The 20,464-nt window shown below is 31.6% G+C and carries 19 protein-coding genes; 12 read left to right on the top strand and 7 right to left on the bottom strand.

What is annotated here, in order from left to right; all coding sequences use genetic code 11:
• Positions 1–157: 157 nt before the first annotated feature.
• From SBL16_RS05275 to SBL16_RS05225, 11 genes are all read left to right on the top strand, one after another.
• Entirely contained in the window at positions 158–1,567 is a 1,410-nt protein-coding gene (locus SBL16_RS05275; protein ID WP_107612231.1) for an anthranilate synthase component I, read from the top strand.
• Positions 1,564–2,163, top strand: coding sequence for an anthranilate synthase component II (locus SBL16_RS05270; protein ID WP_107612230.1), 600 nt, complete (start codon positions 1,564–1,566; stop codon positions 2,161–2,163). The genes SBL16_RS05275 and SBL16_RS05270 overlap by 4 nt, the downstream gene beginning before the upstream one ends.
• A complete protein-coding gene (gene trpD / locus SBL16_RS05265; RefSeq protein WP_107612229.1) occupies positions 2,138–3,154 on the top strand; it encodes an anthranilate phosphoribosyltransferase in 1,017 nt (338 codons plus the stop codon). Before SBL16_RS05270 ends, trpD begins: the two co-directional genes overlap by 26 nt.
• Positions 3,138–3,920, top strand: a complete 783-nt coding sequence (gene trpC / locus SBL16_RS05260) for an indole-3-glycerol phosphate synthase TrpC (protein WP_317953068.1) — start codon at positions 3,138–3,140, stop codon at positions 3,918–3,920. The genes trpD and trpC overlap by 17 nt, the downstream gene beginning before the upstream one ends.
• On the top strand, positions 3,917–4,543 hold the full coding sequence (locus SBL16_RS05255; protein ID WP_107612227.1) for a phosphoribosylanthranilate isomerase: 627 nt from the start codon (positions 3,917–3,919) through the stop codon (positions 4,541–4,543). Before trpC ends, SBL16_RS05255 begins: the two co-directional genes overlap by 4 nt.
• Position 4,544: 1 nt before the next feature.
• The gene (gene trpB, locus SBL16_RS05250; protein WP_107612226.1) at positions 4,545–5,756 is read left to right on the top strand and encodes a tryptophan synthase subunit beta; all 1,212 of its coding nucleotides are present in this window, start codon (positions 4,545–4,547) and stop codon (positions 5,754–5,756) included.
• Entirely contained in the window at positions 5,749–6,480 is a 732-nt protein-coding gene (gene trpA / locus SBL16_RS05245) for a tryptophan synthase subunit alpha (protein ID WP_107612225.1), read from the top strand. Before trpB ends, trpA begins: the two co-directional genes overlap by 8 nt.
• A 273-nt stretch (positions 6,481–6,753) precedes the next feature.
• Positions 6,754–8,013 (top strand): aminoacyltransferase, encoded by a 1,260-nt coding sequence (locus SBL16_RS05240; protein WP_317953064.1) that lies wholly within the window; start codon positions 6,754–6,756, stop codon positions 8,011–8,013.
• Between the two features lie 21 nt (positions 8,014–8,034).
• The gene (locus SBL16_RS05235; protein WP_037537116.1) at positions 8,035–9,294 is read left to right on the top strand and encodes an aminoacyltransferase; all 1,260 of its coding nucleotides are present in this window, start codon (positions 8,035–8,037) and stop codon (positions 9,292–9,294) included.
• Positions 9,295–10,143: 849 nt separating this feature from the next.
• A complete protein-coding gene (locus tag SBL16_RS05230) occupies positions 10,144–10,920 on the top strand; it encodes an HAD-IIB family hydrolase (RefSeq protein WP_107612374.1) in 777 nt (258 codons plus the stop codon).
• An 88-nt stretch (positions 10,921–11,008) separates the two neighbouring features.
• Entirely contained in the window at positions 11,009–12,028 is a 1,020-nt protein-coding gene (locus SBL16_RS05225; protein WP_107612376.1) for a siderophore ABC transporter substrate-binding protein, read from the top strand.
• A 96-nt stretch (positions 12,029–12,124) separates the two neighbouring features.
• Here the strand turns inward: SBL16_RS05225 and SBL16_RS05220 are convergent, their stop codons facing one another.
• Positions 12,125–12,466 carry a membrane protein gene (locus SBL16_RS05220; protein ID WP_037537113.1) on the bottom strand — a complete coding sequence of 114 codons (342 nt, stop codon included), beginning with the start codon at positions 12,464–12,466 and terminating at the stop codon, positions 12,125–12,127.
• Between the two features lie 170 nt (positions 12,467–12,636).
• Here SBL16_RS05220 and pepF point away from each other — a divergent pair, with 170 nt between their 5' ends.
• Positions 12,637–14,448 carry an oligoendopeptidase F gene (gene pepF / locus SBL16_RS05215; RefSeq protein WP_317953056.1) on the top strand — a complete coding sequence of 604 codons (1,812 nt, stop codon included), beginning with the start codon at positions 12,637–12,639 and terminating at the stop codon, positions 14,446–14,448.
• A 116-nt stretch (positions 14,449–14,564) separates the two neighbouring features.
• On the opposite strand, the gene phoU is transcribed toward pepF, so the two are convergent.
• From phoU to cvfB, 6 genes are all read right to left on the bottom strand, one after another.
• Positions 14,565–15,206 carry a phosphate signaling complex protein PhoU gene (gene phoU / locus SBL16_RS05210; RefSeq protein ID WP_037551427.1) on the bottom strand — a complete coding sequence of 214 codons (642 nt, stop codon included), beginning with the start codon at positions 15,204–15,206 and terminating at the stop codon, positions 14,565–14,567.
• A 12-nt stretch (positions 15,207–15,218) separates the two neighbouring features.
• A complete protein-coding gene (pstB, locus tag SBL16_RS05205) occupies positions 15,219–16,094 on the bottom strand; it encodes a phosphate ABC transporter ATP-binding protein PstB (protein ID WP_011275817.1) in 876 nt (291 codons plus the stop codon).
• 110 nt (positions 16,095–16,204) lie between these two features.
• Entirely contained in the window at positions 16,205–17,125 is a 921-nt protein-coding gene (pstA, locus tag SBL16_RS05200) for a phosphate ABC transporter permease PstA (RefSeq protein ID WP_011275816.1), read from the bottom strand.
• 1 nt (position 17,126) lies between these two features.
• On the bottom strand, positions 17,127–18,053 hold the full coding sequence (gene pstC / locus SBL16_RS05195) for a phosphate ABC transporter permease subunit PstC (protein WP_011275815.1): 927 nt from the start codon (positions 18,051–18,053) through the stop codon (positions 17,127–17,129).
• A gap of 185 nt (positions 18,054–18,238) precedes the next feature.
• The gene (locus SBL16_RS05190; protein WP_107613615.1) at positions 18,239–19,189 is read right to left on the bottom strand and encodes a PstS family phosphate ABC transporter substrate-binding protein; all 951 of its coding nucleotides are present in this window, start codon (positions 19,187–19,189) and stop codon (positions 18,239–18,241) included.
• Between the two features lie 370 nt (positions 19,190–19,559).
• On the bottom strand, positions 19,560–20,459 hold the full coding sequence (gene cvfB / locus SBL16_RS05185; RefSeq protein ID WP_317953051.1) for an RNA-binding virulence regulatory protein CvfB: 900 nt from the start codon (positions 20,457–20,459) through the stop codon (positions 19,560–19,562).
• Between the last annotated feature and the right edge of the window lie 5 nt (positions 20,460–20,464).

Here is a 20,464-nt window from a genome sequence, read left to right as displayed (position 1 = left end):
CATGAATTTGGGTTTATGCTGAAAGACAAATCAATAAGACTGAGTGAACGCTTAATATTCCGATTATTCGGAATATTGCGTTAATTAAGGTGGTACCGCGCGTCAGCGTCCTTTACATAAGGAGGCTGACGTTTTTTTTAGTGAAAGGGATGAGAAAATGGAATTTTATTATGAAGTATTGAAAGCTCACATAACGCCTGAAGCTTTAGGACAGTTGAATGAACGTAAAATTATATTTGAAAGCGCAAGTCAACAACAATTAAAAGGCAGATACTCTATCGTTGCATTCGATTATTATGGCACCGTCAAATTAAACGATAATGAATTAATTATTAAGACTTTGAAAGAAGATAAAGTTATAACTACTGAGCCATATAATTATTTAAAAACATTCATCAATCAATTTGATTGTGTCATAAATGATGAAAAATTAAAGCAACTGCCATTTATTTCTGGCTTTATGGGAACGTGTAGTTTTGATTTAGTGCGACAAGAATTTCCAATTTTAAAACGAGTGGCTATTAAGAGTATGAAAACAATATCAGATGTGTCTTTCTACATGATAGAGGATGTATTTGTATTTGATCATTACAAAGATGAATTATACGTGATTGCTTCTAATCAATTTTCAAAAGCAAGTAATGTAGAATTAAAATTAAGAGTGAAGCATAGAATTCAAGCATTGTCTCAAATTAAAGTTTACCAAGAGAATAATAAAATGGTGCCTAAGAGATCAGAGATAAAAGCAAATATTTCTGATAAACAATTTATCGATATTGTTACTCAAATGAAACAACGGATTACTGAAGGAGATATGTTTCAAGTTGTACCTTCTAGAATATATAGCTACCAACATCATTTCGGAAAAAATAAAAACCAATTGAGTTATCAGCTTTATCAAAATTTAAAACGTAAGAACCCTAGTCCATATATGTATTACATGAACATGGAAAATGAGATTGTAGTTGGAAGTTCACCAGAAAGCTTTGTAGCAGTGCACAACGGTGAAGTGATAACTAATCCAATTGCAGGAACGATTAGACGTGGCACTACCCCAGAGATAGATGAACGTAATGCACACCAGTTAATTACAGATGAGAAAGAGATAAGCGAACATAGCATGCTTGTAGATTTAGGTAGAAATGATATTCATAGGGTGAGTATTACAGGGACATCTGAGATATCAAAACTAATGGTGATTGAAAAATATGAACATGTCATGCATATCGTTAGTGAAGTAAAAGGAAAAATTAGAAAAGATATATCTCCAATGACGATCATAGCAAGTCTTTTACCAACTGGGACAGTATCGGGAGCACCTAAACTAAGAGCTATTCAACGCATATATGAATCCTATCCATATAAAAGAGGCGTTTATAGCGGTGGCGTTGGTTATATCAATTGTAATCAAAATTTAGATTTTGCATTGGCAATACGAACCATGTTGATTGATGACGACACTGTTAATGTCGAGGCAGGCTGTGGTGTTGTGTACGATTCTATACCTGAAAAGGAACTTGAAGAAACACGACTTAAAGCAAAAAGCTTATTGGAGGTAACACCATGATATTAATTATAGATAATTACGATTCGTTTACGTATAACTTGGTTGATGTAGTTAGTCAAATTGATGAAGTGATTATTAAATATCCAGATGATAAAGATGTATTGAACTATTTAGAGAAAATTGATGGGGTAATCATTTCTCCGGGTCCTGGTCATCCTTTAGATGGCGATGAATTGGTAAAAATTATCGATAAATATCATACTTTACCAATTTTAGGTATTTGTTTAGGTGCTCAAGCATTAACGTGCTACTACGGTGGCAAAGTTATTCAGGGAGAGAAAGTCATGCATGGAAAGGTAGATACACTTGAAGTTAAAAACGAGTCAGAACTCTATTTGATGATACCGCACCAATTCAAAATTATGAGATATCATTCACTTGTAAGTGAGATGAAGTCTTTCCCTAAGAATTTAATCATTACTGGAAGAACATCAGATTCAATACAATCCTTCGAGGACAAACAACATCTTCATTTCGGTATACAGTATCATCCAGAATCATTTGCTACTGAGTTTGGTTCACAAATTATTAAAAACTTCATTCGTATTGTAAAAGAAAGGGTGAATTTGAATGGGATTACTAAAACAATTGGATAATGACATAACTTTAACACAATCAGAGACAACACAATTCATAACCTATCTAACTAATCCTCAAATTGATGTGGAAGACAAGGTCGACTTATTAACGCGATTTACGGAAAAGGAAATTAAACAACAAGAATTAACCTATGTCGTCAATAGCTTAATTCAAACCATGTATCCTAATCAACCAACATATGAAGGAAGTATGTGTGTATGCGGTACAGGAGGAGATAAGTCGAACAGTTTCAATATTTCTACAACAGTGTCTTTTGTAGTAGCAAGCGCTGGTATTCCAGTCATTAAACACGGAAACAGAAGTATAACATCCCATTCAGGAAGTACTGATTTGTTAAATGAATTGGGAATAAAGACGACAAAAGTTTCAGAAGTCCCATTACAAATTGAAGAACAGGGATTGGCATTCATTAGCGCAATGGAGTCTTATCCAATAATGAAATATATTCAACCTGTTAGAAAAATGATTTCTATACCGACCATCTTTAATATAGTTGGGCCACTTATCAATCCATTTAAATTGACCTATCAAGTGTTAGGAGTGTACGACCCAAGTCGATTGTATATGATAGCACAAACATTGAAAGATTTAGGGCGACGGAGGGCAATAGTGTTACATGGAGCAAATGGTATGGATGAAGCTACGCTTTCAGGAGACAATGAAGTTTATGAATTAAATGAAAATGGAGACATAACGCATTATTTTATAAATGCTAAAGATTATGGTTTGAAGCTTGCAAGTAATCAAGATTTACAAGGAGGCAGTCCAAAAGAAAACAAAATGATTACATTAGATATTTTAAGTGGAGATGATAAAACTTGTAGAAGAGATGTTGTTTTATTAAATGCTGCACTTGCGTTATACGTTTCTGAAAAGGTAGATACGATAGCATCTGGAATAAGTTTAGCTACGTTCTTAATTGATAGTGGTCGAGCGATGGAACAATTTATGAAAATGAGAGGTGATATCTGTGACGATATTAAGTGAAATAGTGGATTATAAAGAGCAATTATTAAAAGACGGCTATTATCATGATAAATTACAAAATTTGAAAGAGGTCAAACATAAAAATAAATCACGATTAACGGATACTTTAATTAAAAATGACAATTTAGCATTAATTGCTGAAATTAAATCAAAGAGTCCATCTGTAAAAGCTTTTCAACAAACAAATATATTTAAACAAGTAAGTGATTATGAACGTTATGGAGCAAATGCTATCTCCGTATTAACAGACGAACGATATTTCGGTGGTAGCTTTGAAAGATTACAGCAAATATCAGAGACAACACAATTACCTGTTTTATGTAAAGATTTCATCATTGATCCGCTTCAAATTGATGTTGCACAAAAAGCAGGTGCTTCAATTATTTTACTCATTGTAAATATTCTTACCGACGAAAAGTTACAACAACTCTATCAATATGCAAGTTCTAAGGGACTAGAAGTGTTAGTAGAGGTACATGATGGTATTGAGTTACAACGTGCCTATCAGTTAAATCCACAAATCATTGGGGTAAACAATCGTGATTTAAAATCATTCAACACCGATGTTAAACATACTAATCAAATACTTAAGTGTAAGAAAGTGAACTATTTATATATATCTGAAAGTGGAATTCATTCACAACAAGAGGTTAAGCAAATAGTAAAAAGTGGGATCGATGGCTTATTAGTTGGTGGAGCCTTAATGAATTGTAATGAGTTAGAACATTTTATACCCTCACTTAAATTAAAAAAGGTGAAACAATGATTTTAAAATTTTGCGGTATAAAAACTAAAGTAGAAGCATTAAGCATTCGACCACTCAATATAAACATGGTGGGATTTATACACTATCCCAAAAGTAAACGACATTTGGACATTGAACAAATAAATAAACTAACTAGATTGTTGCCAGACGAAATAGATAGAGTAGTCGTATTAGTTAATCCAACATTGCAATTAATAAAGAAAATTATTAATGCTACTAATATTAATGCCATCCAACTCCATGGTGATGAGACGATAGATTTTATCAAACAACTTCGTTTAAATTTTAAGAATATTAAGATAATTAAAGCTTTACCAGCTACTCAAAATATAATAAATGATATCGACCAATTCAAAGAGCATGTTGACTTATTTATTATAGATACGCCATCAGAGCAATATGGTGGGACTGGACAATCTTTTGATTGGACATTGCTTAAGGGCTTAGATCAATCTATACCGTTTTTAATTGCTGGAGGTATTGACGTTGATAAGATAAAACAAATTGAAGCATTGAAGTTGAATCACTTAGGTTATGACATTTCAAGCGGTATTGAAACAGATGGTATGAAAGACAAAAATAAAATGTTAACTGTGATACAACAAGTGAAGGGAGAATTATAATATGTATAATATACAAACTGAAGCAGATGAATTAGGTTTTTTCGGAGAATATGGTGGGCAATATGTTCCAGAGACATTAATGCCAGCAATTATTGAATTAAAACAAGCGTATAACAAGGCTAAACAAGATCAATCATTTCAAGATGAATTAACTTATTATTTGAAAGAATATGTAGGTAGAGAAACCCCATTGACTTATGCAAAATCATATAGTGAAGCGTTGGGTGGAGCTCAAATATATTTAAAACGTGAGGATTTGAATCATACCGGCGCACATAAAATTAATAATGCAATAGGGCAAGCTTTATTGGCAAAACGTATGGGCAAAAATAAACTAGTTGCTGAAACGGGCGCGGGTCAGCATGGTGTAGCAAGTGCCACAGTAGCTGCGCTATTTGATATGGAATTAAACGTATTTATGGGAAGAGAAGATATCAAACGTCAACAGCTTAATGTATTTCGTATGGAATTATTAGGAGCTAAAGTCGAAGCAGTGGATGAAGGTCAAGGAACACTTTCTGATGCGGTAAACAAGGCATTACAGTATTGGGTAAGTCATGTTGAAGATACACACTATTTACTAGGTTCGGCATTAGGACCTGATCCTTTTCCAACGATGGTCAGAGATTTTCAAAGTGTTATAGGTCAAGAAATTAAAGAACAATTACTTCAAAAAACTGGTCGATTACCAGATGCAGTTGTTGCATGTATAGGTGGAGGGTCTAATGCAATAGGGACTTTTTACCCATTTATTAGAGATAAGGTCAAGTTATATGGTGTAGAGGCTGCGGGACAAGGGATTGATAGTGCTAAGCACGCACTTGCAATTGGAAAAGGACGTCCGGGCGTACTTCATGGTTCAAAAATGTACTTAATTCAAGATGAATATGGACAAGTAGAATTAGCACACTCTATATCTGCAGGTTTGGATTATCCAGGTATAGGTCCTGAACATTCATATTATCACGATATTGGACGTGTGCAATATAAACATGCCACTGATACAGAAGCAATGGAGGCGCTCATCCGCTTCAGCAAAATGGAAGGAATCATACCTGCCATTGAAAGTGCACATGCACTTAGTTATGTTGAAAAGTTAGCACCTAAAATGAATAAAGATGAAATTTTAGTAGTTACTATTTCAGGTCGCGGTGACAAGGATATGGAAACAATTAGACACTATATGCAAAAAAGAGGTGAATCACATGACTAAATTATTTATTCCATACATTATGGGGAATAAGTCATTTATTAAAAATATGAAAATCTTAGATGAGAATGGTGCTGATATAATAGAAATTGGTGTACCATTCTCTGACCCAGTAGCTGATGGTCCCATAATAATGGAAGCAGGCAACCGAGCTATCAAGCAAGGCGTGACCATTAATTACATTTTTAATGAATTATCCAAAAACAAAGATGAAATTAATTGCAAATATGTACTAATGACTTATTTCAATATCATTGTTTCTTATGGTGAAGAAGCATTCTTTAAAGAATGTGAAAAAGTAGGTGTTTACGGCGTGATTATTCCGGATTTGCCTTACGAATTAACTCAAAAATTAAAGCATAAAATATCCGAATTTGATGTTAAAATGATATCTCTCATATCAATGACTGCAAATGATGACCGTATAAAAGAAATCGTTAAGCATGCTGAAGGGTTTATATACACTGTAACTATGAATGCAACAACAGGCAAAAATGGAACGTTTCATCCTCAATTAAAAGATAAATTAAAACATCTAAAAGCATATACGGATATACCTGTAGTTGCAGGTTTTGGCATTAGAACTAAAGACCATATAAAGGATTTAGCTACTGTTGCTGACGGCGTAGTCATTGGTAGTGAAATTGTAAAACGCTTTTGTCAAGATAATAACGAGGATACGATTCACTATTTGAAACAAGTAAGAGAAACGCTAGATACGCTTTAGGTAATAAGATGTACCTTGGTGGATAAATAATGTATAGAAGAAGTTTACTAGGGATTAAGACGATATTTGATGTCTTAATCTCTATTCATTTATTTTGCAAAATATTTCAATCTAATAAATGGTTTGTATTTTAGTTTTGTTAATATCTATTGTATACTTAATGAAACTGGATAAATAAATTTTTGGTTGAAGATAAAGATATTATTGAAAATTATAATTTAAATTTTGAACTAAAAAGTAGATAAAGATTCTTTGAAGTAGGAGCAATAAATAATGAAGTTTACAAATTTAACAGCTGCAGAGTTTGGCAATTATACAGATAAGATGACATATAGTCATTTCACACAAATGACTGAAAACTATGAGATGAAAGTTGCAAATAAAACAGAAACTCACTTAGTTGGTATAAAAAATAAAGATAATGAGGTCATTGCAGCCTGCATGTTGACAGCAGTACCAGTCATGAAATTTTTCAAGTACTTTTATTCTAACCGAGGACCTGTAATTGATTATGATAATAGAGAGCTTGTTCACTTTTTCTTTAATGAGTTAACAAAGTATTTAAAACAGCATAATTGTCTTTATGTTCGAGTTGACCCTTATTTACCATACCAATATTTAAATCATGATGGTGAAATTACAGGTAATGCTGGTAATGATTGGTTCTTTGATAAGATGAAGCATCTCGGATTTGAACACGAAGGCTTTACAAAAGGTTTTGATCCGATTAAACAAATTCGATATCATTCTGTTTTAGATTTAAAAAATAAAACATCTAAAGATATATTAAATGGAATGGATAGTCTACGTAAACGTAATACTAAAAAAGTTCAAAAAAATGGTGTAAAAGTTAAGTTCTTATCAGAAGAAGAACTTCCAATCTTCCGTTCATTTATGGAAGATACAACCGAAACAAAAGAATTCCAAGATAGAGATGATAGTTTCTATTATAATCGCTATAGACATTTCAAAGATCGCGTGCTTGTACCATTAGCTTATATTAAGTTTGATGAGTACATCGAAGAATTACAAAATGAACGTGAAACTTTAAATAAAGATGTTAATAAAGCTTTAAAAGATATTGAAAAACGACCAGACAATAAAAAGGCATTTAATAAAAAAGAAAATCTTGAAAAACAATTAGATGCCAATCAACAAAAATTAGACGAGGCTAAAAAATTACAAGCCGAACATGGTAATGAATTACCAATTTCAGCAGGTTTCTTCTTTATTAATCCATTTGAAGTCGTTTATTATGCAGGTGGAACTTCTAATAAATATAGACATTTTGCAGGCAGTTATGCTGTTCAATGGACAATGATTAACTATGCAATTGATCATGGTATTGATAGATACAATTTCTATGGTATTAGCGGTGATTTCAGTGAAGACGCTGAAGATGTTGGAGTAATTAAATTTAAAAAAGGTTTCAATGCAGACGTAATTGAGTATGTTGGAGACTTTGTGAAACCTATTAACAAACCTATGTATTCAGTGTATAAGACACTCAAAAAGATTAAAAAAAAGATTTAATTAAGAGGGGAATAGACGAATATGAAATTTACAGAGTTAACAGTTAAAGAATTCGAAAACTTTGTACAAAACCCATCATTAGAAAGCCATTACTTCCAAATGAAAGAGAATATTCAAACACGAGAAAATGATGGCTTTGAAGTAGTGTTACTAGGTGTAAAAGATGAAAGCAATAAAGTACTAGCTGCTAGTCTTTTCTCTAAAATACCGACCATGGGAAGCTATGTATATTACTCAAATCGAGGCCCAGTAATGGACTATTCTGATTTAGGCTTAGTTGATTTTTATTTACGTGAATTAGAAAAGTATTTACATCAACACCAATGCTTATACGTTAAAATTGATCCATATTGGATTTATCAAATTTATGATAAAGATATTAATCCACTTGAAGATAGAGAGAAAAATGATGCTGTAGTTAATTTATTTAAATCACATGGATATGAACACCATGGATTCACTACTGAATATGACACATCAAGCCAAGCAAGATGGATGGGTGTTAGCTATCTAAAAGGGGAAACACCTGCGTCATTAAGAAAACAATTTGATAGCCAACGTAAAAGAAATATTAATAAAGCGATAAACTACGGGGTAAAAGTAAGATTCCTTGGTAGAGATGAGTTTCATATATTCTTAGACTTATACCGTGAAACAGAAGCAAGAACAGGTTTCGTATCAAAAACAGACGAATATTTCTATAACTTCTTTGATACTTATGGAGATAAAGTGCTTGTTCCACTTGCATATATTGATTTAGATGAATACATAAAATCATTGCAAGACGCTTTAAATGATAAAGAAAACCGTCGTGATCAAATGATGGCAAAAGAAAATAAAAATGATAAACAACTTAGAAAAATTGCAGAATTAGATAAGCAAATTGAACACGATAAAAAAGAACTCTTACAAGCAAGCGAATTACGTCAGACAGATGGCCAAATCTTGAATTTGGCATCAGGAATTTTCTTTGCAAATTCATATGAAGTGAATTACTTCTCTGGAGGTTCATCTGAAAAATATAATAATTATATGGGACCATATATGATGCATTGGCATATGATGAACTATTGCTTCGAACATGGATATGATCGATATAATTTTTATGGTTTATCTGGTGATTTTACAGAGAACAGTGAAGATTATGGTGTTTATCGCTTTAAAAGAGGATTCAATGTTTACATTGAAGAGCTAATCGGGGACTTCTATAAACCTATAAATAAGGTTAAATATTGGTTGTTTAATACACTTAATAAAATTCGCAAAAAAGTAAAAAAATAAATTGATGATAATAAAGGCTGTGACATGGTGGATGTCGCAGCCTTTATTTATCGTAACTAGTGATAGAGACAAGTTACAATACAGTGTAGGTAAATTCTAAGTTGATTTTCATGTTGCCTCCTACAATTTAATATTACCACACGTCTGATTTTTAGCAATAATATTACAAAACAAATTTATTTTTCTAAATTTAAAATATTTAAATTATGATTCTTTAGCAAATTTAGTTAAGACTAACAATATACATAAATAGATACCAAGATTAATACGAAAGAGTTACGATTCATTTAATTGTAATAATTAAACCTAATATCTAAAATAGAAATTATTACATTTACTTAAATCTATATAATAAGAGTTCTTGATGACTCGCTTTATGTACATGATATTAATAATTGCTGCAGTGCTTAATTAGTTAACAATTAGCTTTGTCAAAGATTAAACACATTATCATAGGATTAATATCTCTAAACGTATAGACATATAAATAACCATGTGTATTTATGAGTTTTAAATTAATTAACTTAGGATGAACAATTTATTTAAGCTGAATAATGTAAGATAACAATCAATCATACATAACAATAATAAAACATGTTCAGAAATCGTCCTGACAGCGTATCAATTTAAAGGTTTTATGTAGATAATTATTTGTGTTTCATTTTAGTTTACATAATATATATTATAGGAAGTTATATGTAGTAACTCAGGGGACCTATCTTACTACCTACTATGTCTGATTCTATATGTACATTTACTATCTATTCAGCAATAATTCATTTAAAAATCTGGCTATATATAGTTATATATGCTTGACTTTGAATATACTTATATATAAAGGAGTTAAATATGAATATTGTGTTGGATATTGATGGAACAATTTGCTTTGATGGTCGTCAAATTGACTGTAAAATTACCGACCACCTTTTTAGTTTACATAATATAGGACATAAAATTATTTTTGCTTCAGCTAGACCAATTCGTGATTTATTACCTGTAATACCTAATAAATTTCATGAATTTGCACTTATTGGTGGTAATGGTTCCATTATCTCTATTAATGGTCGTATACAGACATTTGCAACCATTCAGCCTAAATCATTTAATGTGATAAAACATGTCATTAATCATTATGACTTAAATTACATTGTTGATGATGAATGGGATTATGCAGCACGTGTTGATGCTACAAATACAATTTATCAACGCCTAGATCCTCATCGATTAGCACAAAAATTAACTATTAATGAGATTACTTCACCTATTAAGACGATTTTATTGAACATAGATGAAAAAGACTTTGACGAAGTTATAACATATCTAGCTACCAATGCACCTAGTCTTTCACTAATTAATCATTCAAATGAACTTAATATTAATATTACTGCTAAATATATTAATAAATTTACTGCTGTTGAGCATATACTTGGTAAATATCCTACGTATGTTGCATTCGGTAACGATCATAATGATATTGAAATGTTGCAACATGCTAAAGTTGGTTATTTTGTAAATAATGAATCAATGGATGCTTCTATTTTAAAAAATAATAAAAATATCCGTTGTATTAATGCGAATACGGAAGCACTATGTTTATCTTTAAATGAATTAAGCAAAGATTACTAAAATAGCTACATTTATAATGAAATATAAACAACTTCTTATTGAAAATGATTATCAATTGCAAGTATAATAATTTCATAGGAGGTTAATTATGAAAAATACATTTAAATTTATAGCTATACTTTTCACAATAGTTGTATTATTATCTGCGTGCGGTAAGGATTCTACTTTTAAATCGTCGTCATCTTCCAAGGATACGATTACAGTTGAGAATACATATGAGTTTAAAGATAAAAATAATACACATACTAAAGGAAAAATGAAAACAGAGAAAGTTAAAGTTCCAGTAAATCCAGATAGAGTGGCTGTATTAGATTATGGTGCATTAGATATTATGAAACAGATGGGATTGGAAGATAAGATTGTGGCAATTGCGAAAGGTAAAGGTGCTGCTTTCTTACCTTCTTCCCTTTCAGAATTTAAAAATGATAAATATACTAATTTAGGTAACCCTGGACAACCTAATTATGATAATTTAGCTAAAGCTAAACCAGAAGTTATCTTCACATCATTTAGACAAGCACATACTAAAACGCTAGATGAAATAAAAAAAGCTGCCCCTAACGCTAAAATATTATTTGTAAGTCCTGATAATGATCATTATATTGATTCCATTAAAGATAATACGACATTGTTTGGGAAAATATTCAAACAACAAAACAAGGCTAAAATGCTTAATGAGAAACTAAGTAAAAAAGTTGCTGAAACTAAAAAAGTTATTAATGACGATACGGTCTTGTTTTTAAATGTGGATGATAAAGGTGTTAAAGCATTTGGACCTACTGGTCGTTTCGGAGGATTCTTAAATAAAGATTTAGGAATAAAACATGCTGACACTGCCATGAAAGCCAATTCTGCTGGAAATTCTATTACTTATGAGTATTTAAACAAAGTAAACCCAGATAAACTATTTGTAATTGATCGTACTCAAAAAGGAAATGATAAGTCGTTACCTTCTGCATTAAATAACGACGTTATAAAAAAATTAAAAGCTATTAAGAATGATCAAGTTTATCAATTTGAATCTAACGCATGGTATTTTTCTGAGGGTGGAATTGAAACTACCATTGAGCAATTAGACAAAATTGAAAAAGCTTTTAAAAATAATTAGTGAAAAGCTTTTAATCCACTCACTTTAGAATAGAAAAAAAGCGTTTGAAACATTTTAACATGCAAGTATGCATATATGTCTCAAACGCTTTTTTTATTATCTTCTACGACGACGGATTGTTTCGTCATCATCTTCGTATTTACGTATTTCCTTTTCTAATTGTTTCTTTTTACGTTCGCGACGCCAATTTCTAGTGAAATACCATAATAAAAAGCTGATAATTAAACTGATAATGGCTAGAAAAGCAGCATATCCTAGTAATGGTTGAAATGAGATGTCATAAAAATTAGGAATAAAAAATGCTAAGACAGCTAACGCAACAAATGTAATTACTGCGGATACAAACCATTTCTTAAGTACTAAAGCACAGAAGACAGTTAAAATTATCATTGCAACTATTGTAATCCATAAATAGTTCGGCATATCAAAAATAGTCATGTATATCTCCTATCATAATAAAAATCTTTCTTTTAAATACTATACAATAATATGTAATTAAATTATACCCCTTTGCCTATAAGCATAACTCGGCCTTGAGGCTTAATAATGAGTTTGAAAATGATATTGTGTATAATGATTGTGAAATGATTTTAAAGGGAGTGGAATATATGACGTCAGGTTTACCATTTAGAAAAGATGTTCCAGAACTAGAAAAATGGAATTTAAATGATTTTTTTGATAGTGATGAACAATTTTATGACACTTTAGATAATATACTAAATCAATCGAAGTCATTCAATCAACAATATAAAGGTAAAATTTCAGATGCAAAGATGATAAAAAAAGTATTATCAGAATTTGAAAATATTCTTATTCAACTTGATCGTCTTGGTAATTATGCGGAACTAAGACTAAGCGTTGATACTGCTAATACTGATGCACAAACATTAAGCGCAAAGTTATCGACAAATTATGGTAAGATTTCAAGTCAGTTATCCTTTGTAGAATCTGAAATATTAATGTTACCTGAAGAGGTTATTAAACAAGCAATAGAAGAATCTGATGTGCCTCACTACTTAGAGAAATTAATTGAAAGTAAGCCATATCAATTGTCACCTGAAGTGGAACAAGTAATGGCGAGTTTATCGCCTACTTTTCAAAGTGCATATGAATTATATGGCACAACGAAAATGCTTGATATTGCCTTCGAATCATTTGAACATAACAATGTGACATACCCTATGGATTATGCAACATTTGAAAATGAATACGAGGATAATGCTGATCCAGAATTTAGACAAAAAAGTTTTAAAAGCTTTAGTGATGCTCTGAAAAAATATCAACATACTACTGCTGCGACTTACAATCAACATGTGCAACAAGAAAAAATTGAGGCTGACTTAAGAGGATATGATTCTGTCATAGACTATTTATTACATGATCAAGAAGTTACACGAGAAATGTATGACAGACAAATCGACGTAATTATGAGTGATTTAGCGCCTGTAATGCAAAAATATGCTAAATTATTACAACGTATAAACGGTTTAGATAAAATGCGCTTTGAGGATTTAAAGGTTTCTGTTGATCCAAGCTATGAACCTGAAATATCAATCGAAGATTCTAAACAATATATTCATGGTGCTTTAAATGTACTGGGTGAAGATTATATACAAATGGTTGAGCAAGCATACAGTGATCGTTGGATAGATTTTGCACAAAATAAAGGAAAAGACACAGGTGCTTACTGTGCTAGCCCTTATTATACACATTCATATGTATTTATTTCATGGACTGGAAAGATGACTGAAACGTTTGTACTAGCACACGAATTGGGACATGCAGGTCATTTTACATTGGCACAACAACATCAAAATTTATTAGATTCTGAAGCTTCAATGTACTTTGTAGAAGCACCATCTACCATGAATGAAATGTTAATGGCAAATTATCTATTCAGTAACAGTGAAGATCCTAAATTTAAACGTTGGGTAATTGGATCTATTTTATCACGCACATATTATCATAATATGGTAACTCACTTGCTAGAAGCTGCTTACCAACGTGAAGTATATCGCAAAGTTGATAATGGTGAGTCACTTACAGCTCCCGTGCTTAATAACATTATGAGAGACGTTTATGAACAATTCTTTGGTGATGCTGTTGAATTAACAGATGGAACTGAATTAACATGGATGCGTCAACCACATTACTATATGGGATTATATTCTTACACCTACTCTGCTGGTTTAACAATTGGTACGGTTGTTTCACAAAAAATTAAACAAGAAGGACAACCAGCTGTAGATGCATGGCTTGAAACTTTAAAAGCAGGTGGAAGTCAATCTCCTATTGAATTAGCAAAAGTTGCAGGTGTTGATATCACTACAGATGCACCACTTAAAGCTACTATTAAATATATCTCTGATTTAGTTAATGAAGCGGAAAAATTAACAGATGAAATTGAGCAACAAGACTAATTAAACTATGTATATATATATTTTGATTAATAGTAAAACCCTGATAATAACTGATTTAATCAGTCTTATCAGGGTTTAATTGTTTGGTTTTGGGTTATTTAGGATTTAATACTATATTATTTTTCATAATGTTCACCAGTATAGAAATAATAAACGCTTTCTGCAATATTTCTAACATGGTCTCCGACTCTTTCAAGATTTCGTGCAGCTAAATGTGCTTGACCAGCTACAAAAGGGTCATTATCTATTAAATATGTTGTGTTAACTATATTTGCATAAAGATCATCAATATCTTTATCACGCTCAATAATTTCTTTGATTAACGTTATATCCTCTTGTTTCGTAGCTGTATTAAGATCTTGCAACATTAACATTGCTAATTTCCCCATCGTTTTTAATCGTGTCAATACATAGTGATCTGTAATCTTTACTCGAAGACGAATGTGCGCTATATGTGCTGCGTTATCTCCCATGCGTTCAAAGTCTGTAGAAATTTTTAGAGCTGCCATCATCATTCTTAAATCTGTAGCAATTGGTTGTTGCTTTGTAATTAACATAATAACTTTTTCATTAATATCATAATCTAAGTTATTGATTATTTTATCATTCTCAATGACTTGTCTTGCAAAATTTTTATCCTCTTCACTTAACGACACTAATGCATGTTCGAGATTAAAATAAACACGAAGACCAAGGTGACGAATATCCTTAATTAATTCACCTAATTGACCTTCGTATTTATGTCTAATAATGGTCATCATTATAGAATATTAACCAAAACGTCCTGAGATGTAGTCTTCTGTTTGTTTATCAGAAGGATTAGAGAAGATTTTATCAGTGTCGTCGTATTCGTTAACATAACCATTAAGGAAGAATGCAGTTTTATCAGATACACGTGCAGCTTGTTGCATGTTGTGTGTAACCATAATAATAGAGTAATTTTCTTTTAATTCCTGAACGAGTTCTTCAACTCTTAATGTAGAGATTGGGTCCAATGCTGATGTAGGCTCGTCCATTAAAATAACATCTGGTTCAATAGCTAAACATCTAGCAATACAAACACGTTGTTGTTGGCCACCAGATAAACCGTAAGCGTTTGTGTGTAATCTATCTTTTAATTCATCCCAAATTGCAGCGCCACGTAATGATTTTTCTACGATTTCATCTAATAATTTTTTATCTTTAATACCGTGTGTTTTAGGACCATATGTGATATTATCGTAAATTGATTTTGGGAATGGGTTTGGTTGTTGGAATACCATACCTACATTTGTTCTTAATTTTTCTTTAGAATAGTTTTCATCGAAAATATTTTGGTCACGGTATAGAATTTTACCAGCAGTTTTTACTGAAGGTACTAATTCTACCATACGATTTAATGTTTTAATATAAGTTGATTTACCACAACCAGATGGTCCAATAATAGCAGTTACATTATTTTCTAAAATATCTAAATTAATGTTTTGTAGCGCATGTGTATCTCCGTACCATAAATCTAAGTTTTGTGTTGAATAAACTACTTTTTTATTACTATCTGATTCTTTATTGTGCTTAACTTCATTTGATGAAACTACTGTTGAAATTGATTCTTGAGATTGATCAGTATGTTTTGCTAACTCTTTTTCTTTAACATTTGTATTTGCCATAATTAAAACTCCTTTATATCTGTAAGATTGAAACGATAGTTATGCTCTACTAAAAACATGATATTATCGATTCAACCTTCACTCCCTAAATTATGTTGTATTTGATTTGATTAATATTTTCTAGAGAACTTGTTACGTAAGAAAATGGCTACTGCGTTCATTAGTAATAAGATTACAAGTAATATAATAATTGCTGCTGATGCAACATTTTGGAATTCAGCTTGAGGCATTTTAGCCCAAGTGTAAATTTGAGTTGGTAATGCTGTGAACATAGACATAATGCTTGTTGGTGTTGCTAATAGAATAGTTGGTATACCAATTAAGATTAATGGTGCTGTTTCTCCTAATGCACGTGATAGTGATAAGATGAATCCAGTCAAAATACCAGGTAAAGCAGCCGGTAATACTACACGACGAATAGTTTGCCATTTATTTGCACCTAAGCCATAAGAAGCTTCGCGAACAGAATTAGGAACTGCTCTGATTGCCTCCTGACTTGATACGATAATGATCGGTAGAATTAACAATGACATTGTTAAAGCGGCAGCAATAACGCTATTTCCTAATGCTAATGCTTGAATACCGCCACCACGAACGAATAATGTTAATCCAAGTAAACCGAATACGATAGAAGGTACACCAGCTAAGTTAGAAATACTAATTTTAACGAAACTAGTAAAGAAATTGTCTTTAGCGTATTCTTCTAAATAAATCGCTGTACCTACACCAAGAACGATAGAGATTGGAATAATACTTATCATTAACCAAATTGTCCCTGCTAACGCACCTTTAATACCTGCTTGTGAAGGTGTAGAAGAAGAGAAATTTGTAAAGAAATCTGGTGTAAGATAGCCAACACCTTTAACAAATGTTTGTATCAATAATGCTGCAAGTACTAATAAAGCTATTACAATACATGTAAAGAATAACCATTTATTTAATTTATTTGTTTTACCACGACTTGAGATATTTTTTTCTACTTTGTTTTGGTCAATTAGTGTTTTAGCTTTAGGATTTGTAGTAGCTGTCATATTAATACTCCTCTCTGAAGCGTTTCGAAATCCAATAAGAAATTAAGTTCATAATTAATGTGAAGATAAATAATGTGAAACCTACTGCATAAATACTATAGTACATATCAGAACCGAATGTAGCATCTCCAGTTGCAACTTCAACAATATAACCAGTCATAGTTTGAATTGAATTCGTTAAGTTTAATGAAGCTGTTGGTGAACTACCTGCAGCTAATGAAACAATCATAGTTTCACCGATCGCTCTTGAAATACCTAATACAATTGAAGCTACAACACCTGAAGCTGCGGCTGGTAATACTACTTTAGTAGCAACTTCAAATTTTGTTGAACCTAAACCATAAGCACCCTCACGAATTTTGTTAGGAACAGATGCCATTGCATCTTCACTCATACTTGTAATTACTGGAACAATCATGATACCTACTACAATTCCTGGACTGACTGAGTTGAAACTATCAAGTGCTGGAATAATAGTTCTTAGTACAGGTGTTACAAAAGTTAAAGCAAAGAAACCAAATACAATTGTTGGAATACCTGCTAAAATTTCAAGAATTGGTTTAATAATACGTCTTGCTTTGTCACTTGCGTATTCACTTAAGTAAATTGCAGCACCTAATCCAATTGGAACTGCGACGATAGTTGCGATAACTGTAATTTTCAACGTACCAATAACTAATGCCCAAATACCATATTTAGGATCAGAACCAGTTGGGTTCCAGTCTTTAGTGAATAAAAATTCAACAATAGATACGCGTGTGAAGAATGTTATTGTCTCAGTTATCAAAGTGAAAAGAATACCGATTGTAGTTAAAATTGAGATTGCAGCTATAATCCCTAAAATAATAGGTACGATTTTATCACTGAAACCGCCCTTTTTAGCGTTATTTTTAGCTATCAAGTCTCTAACATTAGTTTCCGATGCCATATATAACCCTCTCTTTTTCTCCCAATAAATTTAAAAAAGCGCTAGAAATTATCAGGTAAACAATGAGTTCAAATTAACCTAAAACATTTTAACAATCACCCATATATTCGAGAACAAGGTAGCAGTGTTGCTACCTTGTAATACCCCTTGAATAATTCCCAGCCCTTTGATATTAATAATGATTATTATTTATCTGATTTTTTATCGTATTTTTTTAAATCTTTAAGTTCATCTTTGTAAGTTTTTTCTGGAGAAGCTACATAACCAGCATCTTCAGCAGATTTACCTTGGTCTTCTAATGTGAATTTGATGAATTCTCTCATAACATCATTATCTTTTAATGATTTTTCTTTTACATATAAGAATAATGGTCTACTTAAAGCATATGAACCGTCTTTGATTGTTTTCTTAGTTGGTTCAGTTGTTTTACCTTTGTCGTCTTTGATTTTAACTTCTTTTAATTTATCTTTGTTTTGTTCGTAGAAGTTATAACCGAAGTAACCGATACCCTCTTTGTTTTTCTCAACTGATTGAACAATTACGTTAGTGTCTCCGTTTTTCTCAGCTTTGATATCTTCTTTATCCATTACTTCTTCTTCAAAGAAATCATAAGTACCGTGACTTGAGTTTGGAGAGAAAGCTTTGATTTTTTTGTCAGGCCAGCTAGAATTTACATCTTTCCAAGTTTTAGCTTCGCCGTTGTAGATTTTTTTCAATTGATCTTTAGATAATTCTTTAACAAAGTCGTTGTCTTTATTAACTGCAACAGTTACACCATCTTGTGCAATTTTGAATTCTTTATATTTAATGTCTTTGTCTTCTAATTTTTGTTTTTCTTCATCTTTAATAGGTCTAGAAGCTTGTGAGAAATCAGTTTCGCCAGCGATGAATTTTTCAAAACCAGCACCAGTACCTGCTTGACCAGATGAAATAGTAGCGTTTGGATGATCTTTAGCCCATTTTTCGTTTAATTTCTCAACGATAGGAGCTACTGTTGATGAACCTTCACCTTTGGCTTCACCTTTAAGGTCTTTGCCATCTCCAGAACCACTTCCACTGCTATCTCCACCGCCACATGCGCCTAATAATACCGAAGCGCCTAAAACAGTTGTACCAACTAATTGCCATTTTTTCATTAAAATATCCTCCTAATAGATAACCCAAAATGTTATATGTATTTCTTACAATGTTTATAATACATACCTTTTGTTAATATAAAATAGTTTAAATGTAAAGGTTTTGTTAAGATTGCAGGAAAATCAATATTTTTTATAAAAATTATCTATAAAAAAGACGGGAGTGATACAGAATTTATAATGAAAAACTGTATCACTCCCGTAAAGGCGACTGAAAGCGTAAAACATATTGTTAGTGATGTATTGTACTTTGAATAAGTAATATGACTTTAAATTAATTTTTTGACTTAAGTTTATTTAATTTTTAACGTTATTATTTTGTACTATTAAAACAACTATTTTAATAGAAGGAAAATGCTTATATTTATGATTATTTATCTTCTACTCGACTCCAACCCTTTTTGGTTAAAGAGATTTTACCTGTTTCAATATTAATAATTTTATGTTTGTATAAATGACCTATTGCGCGTTTAAAAGAGCCTTTACTCATATTGAACACCTCTTTAATTGCTTCTGGGCTTGATTTATCCCAAAAAGGTAATTCACCTTCATATTCTACTAATAAATCAAAGATTACTTGACCATCATCATCAAGACGTTCATGAGCTAAAGGTAAAAATGAACCATTGAGTTCCCCTTTGTCATTATGACCAATAATACGTACATCTACTTCTTCGCCTAATCGTGGTTCTTCTTTGCGCTCTGATTCATGCACAAAGATTTTATAGCCTTCCTTCGATAATAAGAAACTACCAATTCTTAATAGTCGATATGGTCTAGCTTTAATCAGTTCATTCTGTTTTTCATCATCATATACAGGTGTAAACATTTTCTCTACTATTGTTTCACTAGCAAGACGAGCAAACATTTGATTTTCTCTATCTATACGTAATGTTACTAACACATAATCTCCAGATTGTGGCCATAGTGATTTTACTTTTGGTAAATCTTCCCATGGGATTAGCACTTCTCTTGGTAAACCTACATCTACACGTGCACCATCTCGGTCTGTTTTTAACACTTTTGCAAAATCATATTTATCTTTTGTAATGTCAGGCATGTTTTGAGTAGCAAATAATTCGCCTGAGCGATTTGGATATATGAAGAAACTATATTCTTCACCTGTTTCTAATTCATCTTCATCATTGATTTCTGATTGATTTAATTTTACTTGTTCACCATTAGGACCTTTTAAAAGGTATGTAGAACCTTCTAAGCCAATGACTTCTAAAAATTCAATTGAACCAACAATATCTTTATCTAATGTCATAATAT

It is taken from the genome of Staphylococcus sp. NWU MK-U1, from assembly GCF_033283505.1.
Classification (GTDB): Bacteria; Bacillota; Bacilli; order Staphylococcales; family Staphylococcaceae; genus Staphylococcus; species Staphylococcus haemolyticus.
The sequence above is the reverse complement of the archived record's forward strand: the minus strand, read 5'-3'. Positions and strand labels throughout refer to the sequence as shown.

What these genes read in the sequence shown, in the direction of transcription:
- SBL16_RS05275 (WP_107612231.1), top strand. Translation starts at nt 158, where the DNA reads ATGGAATTTTATTATGAAGTATTGAAAGCTCACATAACGCCTGAAGCT.
- SBL16_RS05270 (WP_107612230.1), top strand. Translation starts at nt 1,564, where the DNA reads ATGATATTAATTATAGATAATTACGATTCGTTTACGTATAACTTGGTT.
- trpD (WP_107612229.1), top strand. Translation starts at nt 2,138, where the DNA reads ATGGGATTACTAAAACAATTGGATAATGACATAACTTTAACACAATCA.
- SBL16_RS05255 (WP_107612227.1), top strand. Translation starts at nt 3,917, where the DNA reads ATGATTTTAAAATTTTGCGGTATAAAAACTAAAGTAGAAGCATTAAGC.
- trpB (WP_107612226.1), top strand. Translation starts at nt 4,545, where the DNA reads ATGTATAATATACAAACTGAAGCAGATGAATTAGGTTTTTTCGGAGAA.
- trpA (WP_107612225.1), top strand. Translation starts at nt 5,749, where the DNA reads ATGACTAAATTATTTATTCCATACATTATGGGGAATAAGTCATTTATT.
- SBL16_RS05240 (WP_317953064.1), top strand. Translation starts at nt 6,754, where the DNA reads ATGAAGTTTACAAATTTAACAGCTGCAGAGTTTGGCAATTATACAGAT.
- SBL16_RS05235 (WP_037537116.1), top strand. Translation starts at nt 8,035, where the DNA reads ATGAAATTTACAGAGTTAACAGTTAAAGAATTCGAAAACTTTGTACAA.
- SBL16_RS05230 (WP_107612374.1), top strand. Translation starts at nt 10,144, where the DNA reads ATGAATATTGTGTTGGATATTGATGGAACAATTTGCTTTGATGGTCGT.
- SBL16_RS05225 (WP_107612376.1), top strand. Translation starts at nt 11,009, where the DNA reads ATGAAAAATACATTTAAATTTATAGCTATACTTTTCACAATAGTTGTA.
- SBL16_RS05220 (WP_037537113.1), bottom strand. Translation starts at nt 12,466, where the DNA reads ATGACTATTTTTGATATGCCGAACTATTTATGGATTACAATAGTTGCA.
- pepF (WP_317953056.1), top strand. Translation starts at nt 12,637, where the DNA reads ATGACGTCAGGTTTACCATTTAGAAAAGATGTTCCAGAACTAGAAAAA.
- phoU (WP_037551427.1), bottom strand. Translation starts at nt 15,206, where the DNA reads ATGACCATTATTAGACATAAATACGAAGGTCAATTAGGTGAATTAATT.
- pstB (WP_011275817.1), bottom strand. Translation starts at nt 16,094, where the DNA reads ATGGCAAATACAAATGTTAAAGAAAAAGAGTTAGCAAAACATACTGAT.
- pstA (WP_011275816.1), bottom strand. Translation starts at nt 17,125, where the DNA reads ATGACAGCTACTACAAATCCTAAAGCTAAAACACTAATTGACCAAAAC.
- pstC (WP_011275815.1), bottom strand. Translation starts at nt 18,053, where the DNA reads ATGGCATCGGAAACTAATGTTAGAGACTTGATAGCTAAAAATAACGCT.
- SBL16_RS05190 (WP_107613615.1), bottom strand. Translation starts at nt 19,189, where the DNA reads ATGAAAAAATGGCAATTAGTTGGTACAACTGTTTTAGGCGCTTCGGTA.
- cvfB (WP_317953051.1), bottom strand. Translation starts at nt 20,459, where the DNA reads ATGACATTAGATAAAGATATTGTTGGTTCAATTGAATTTTTAGAAGTC.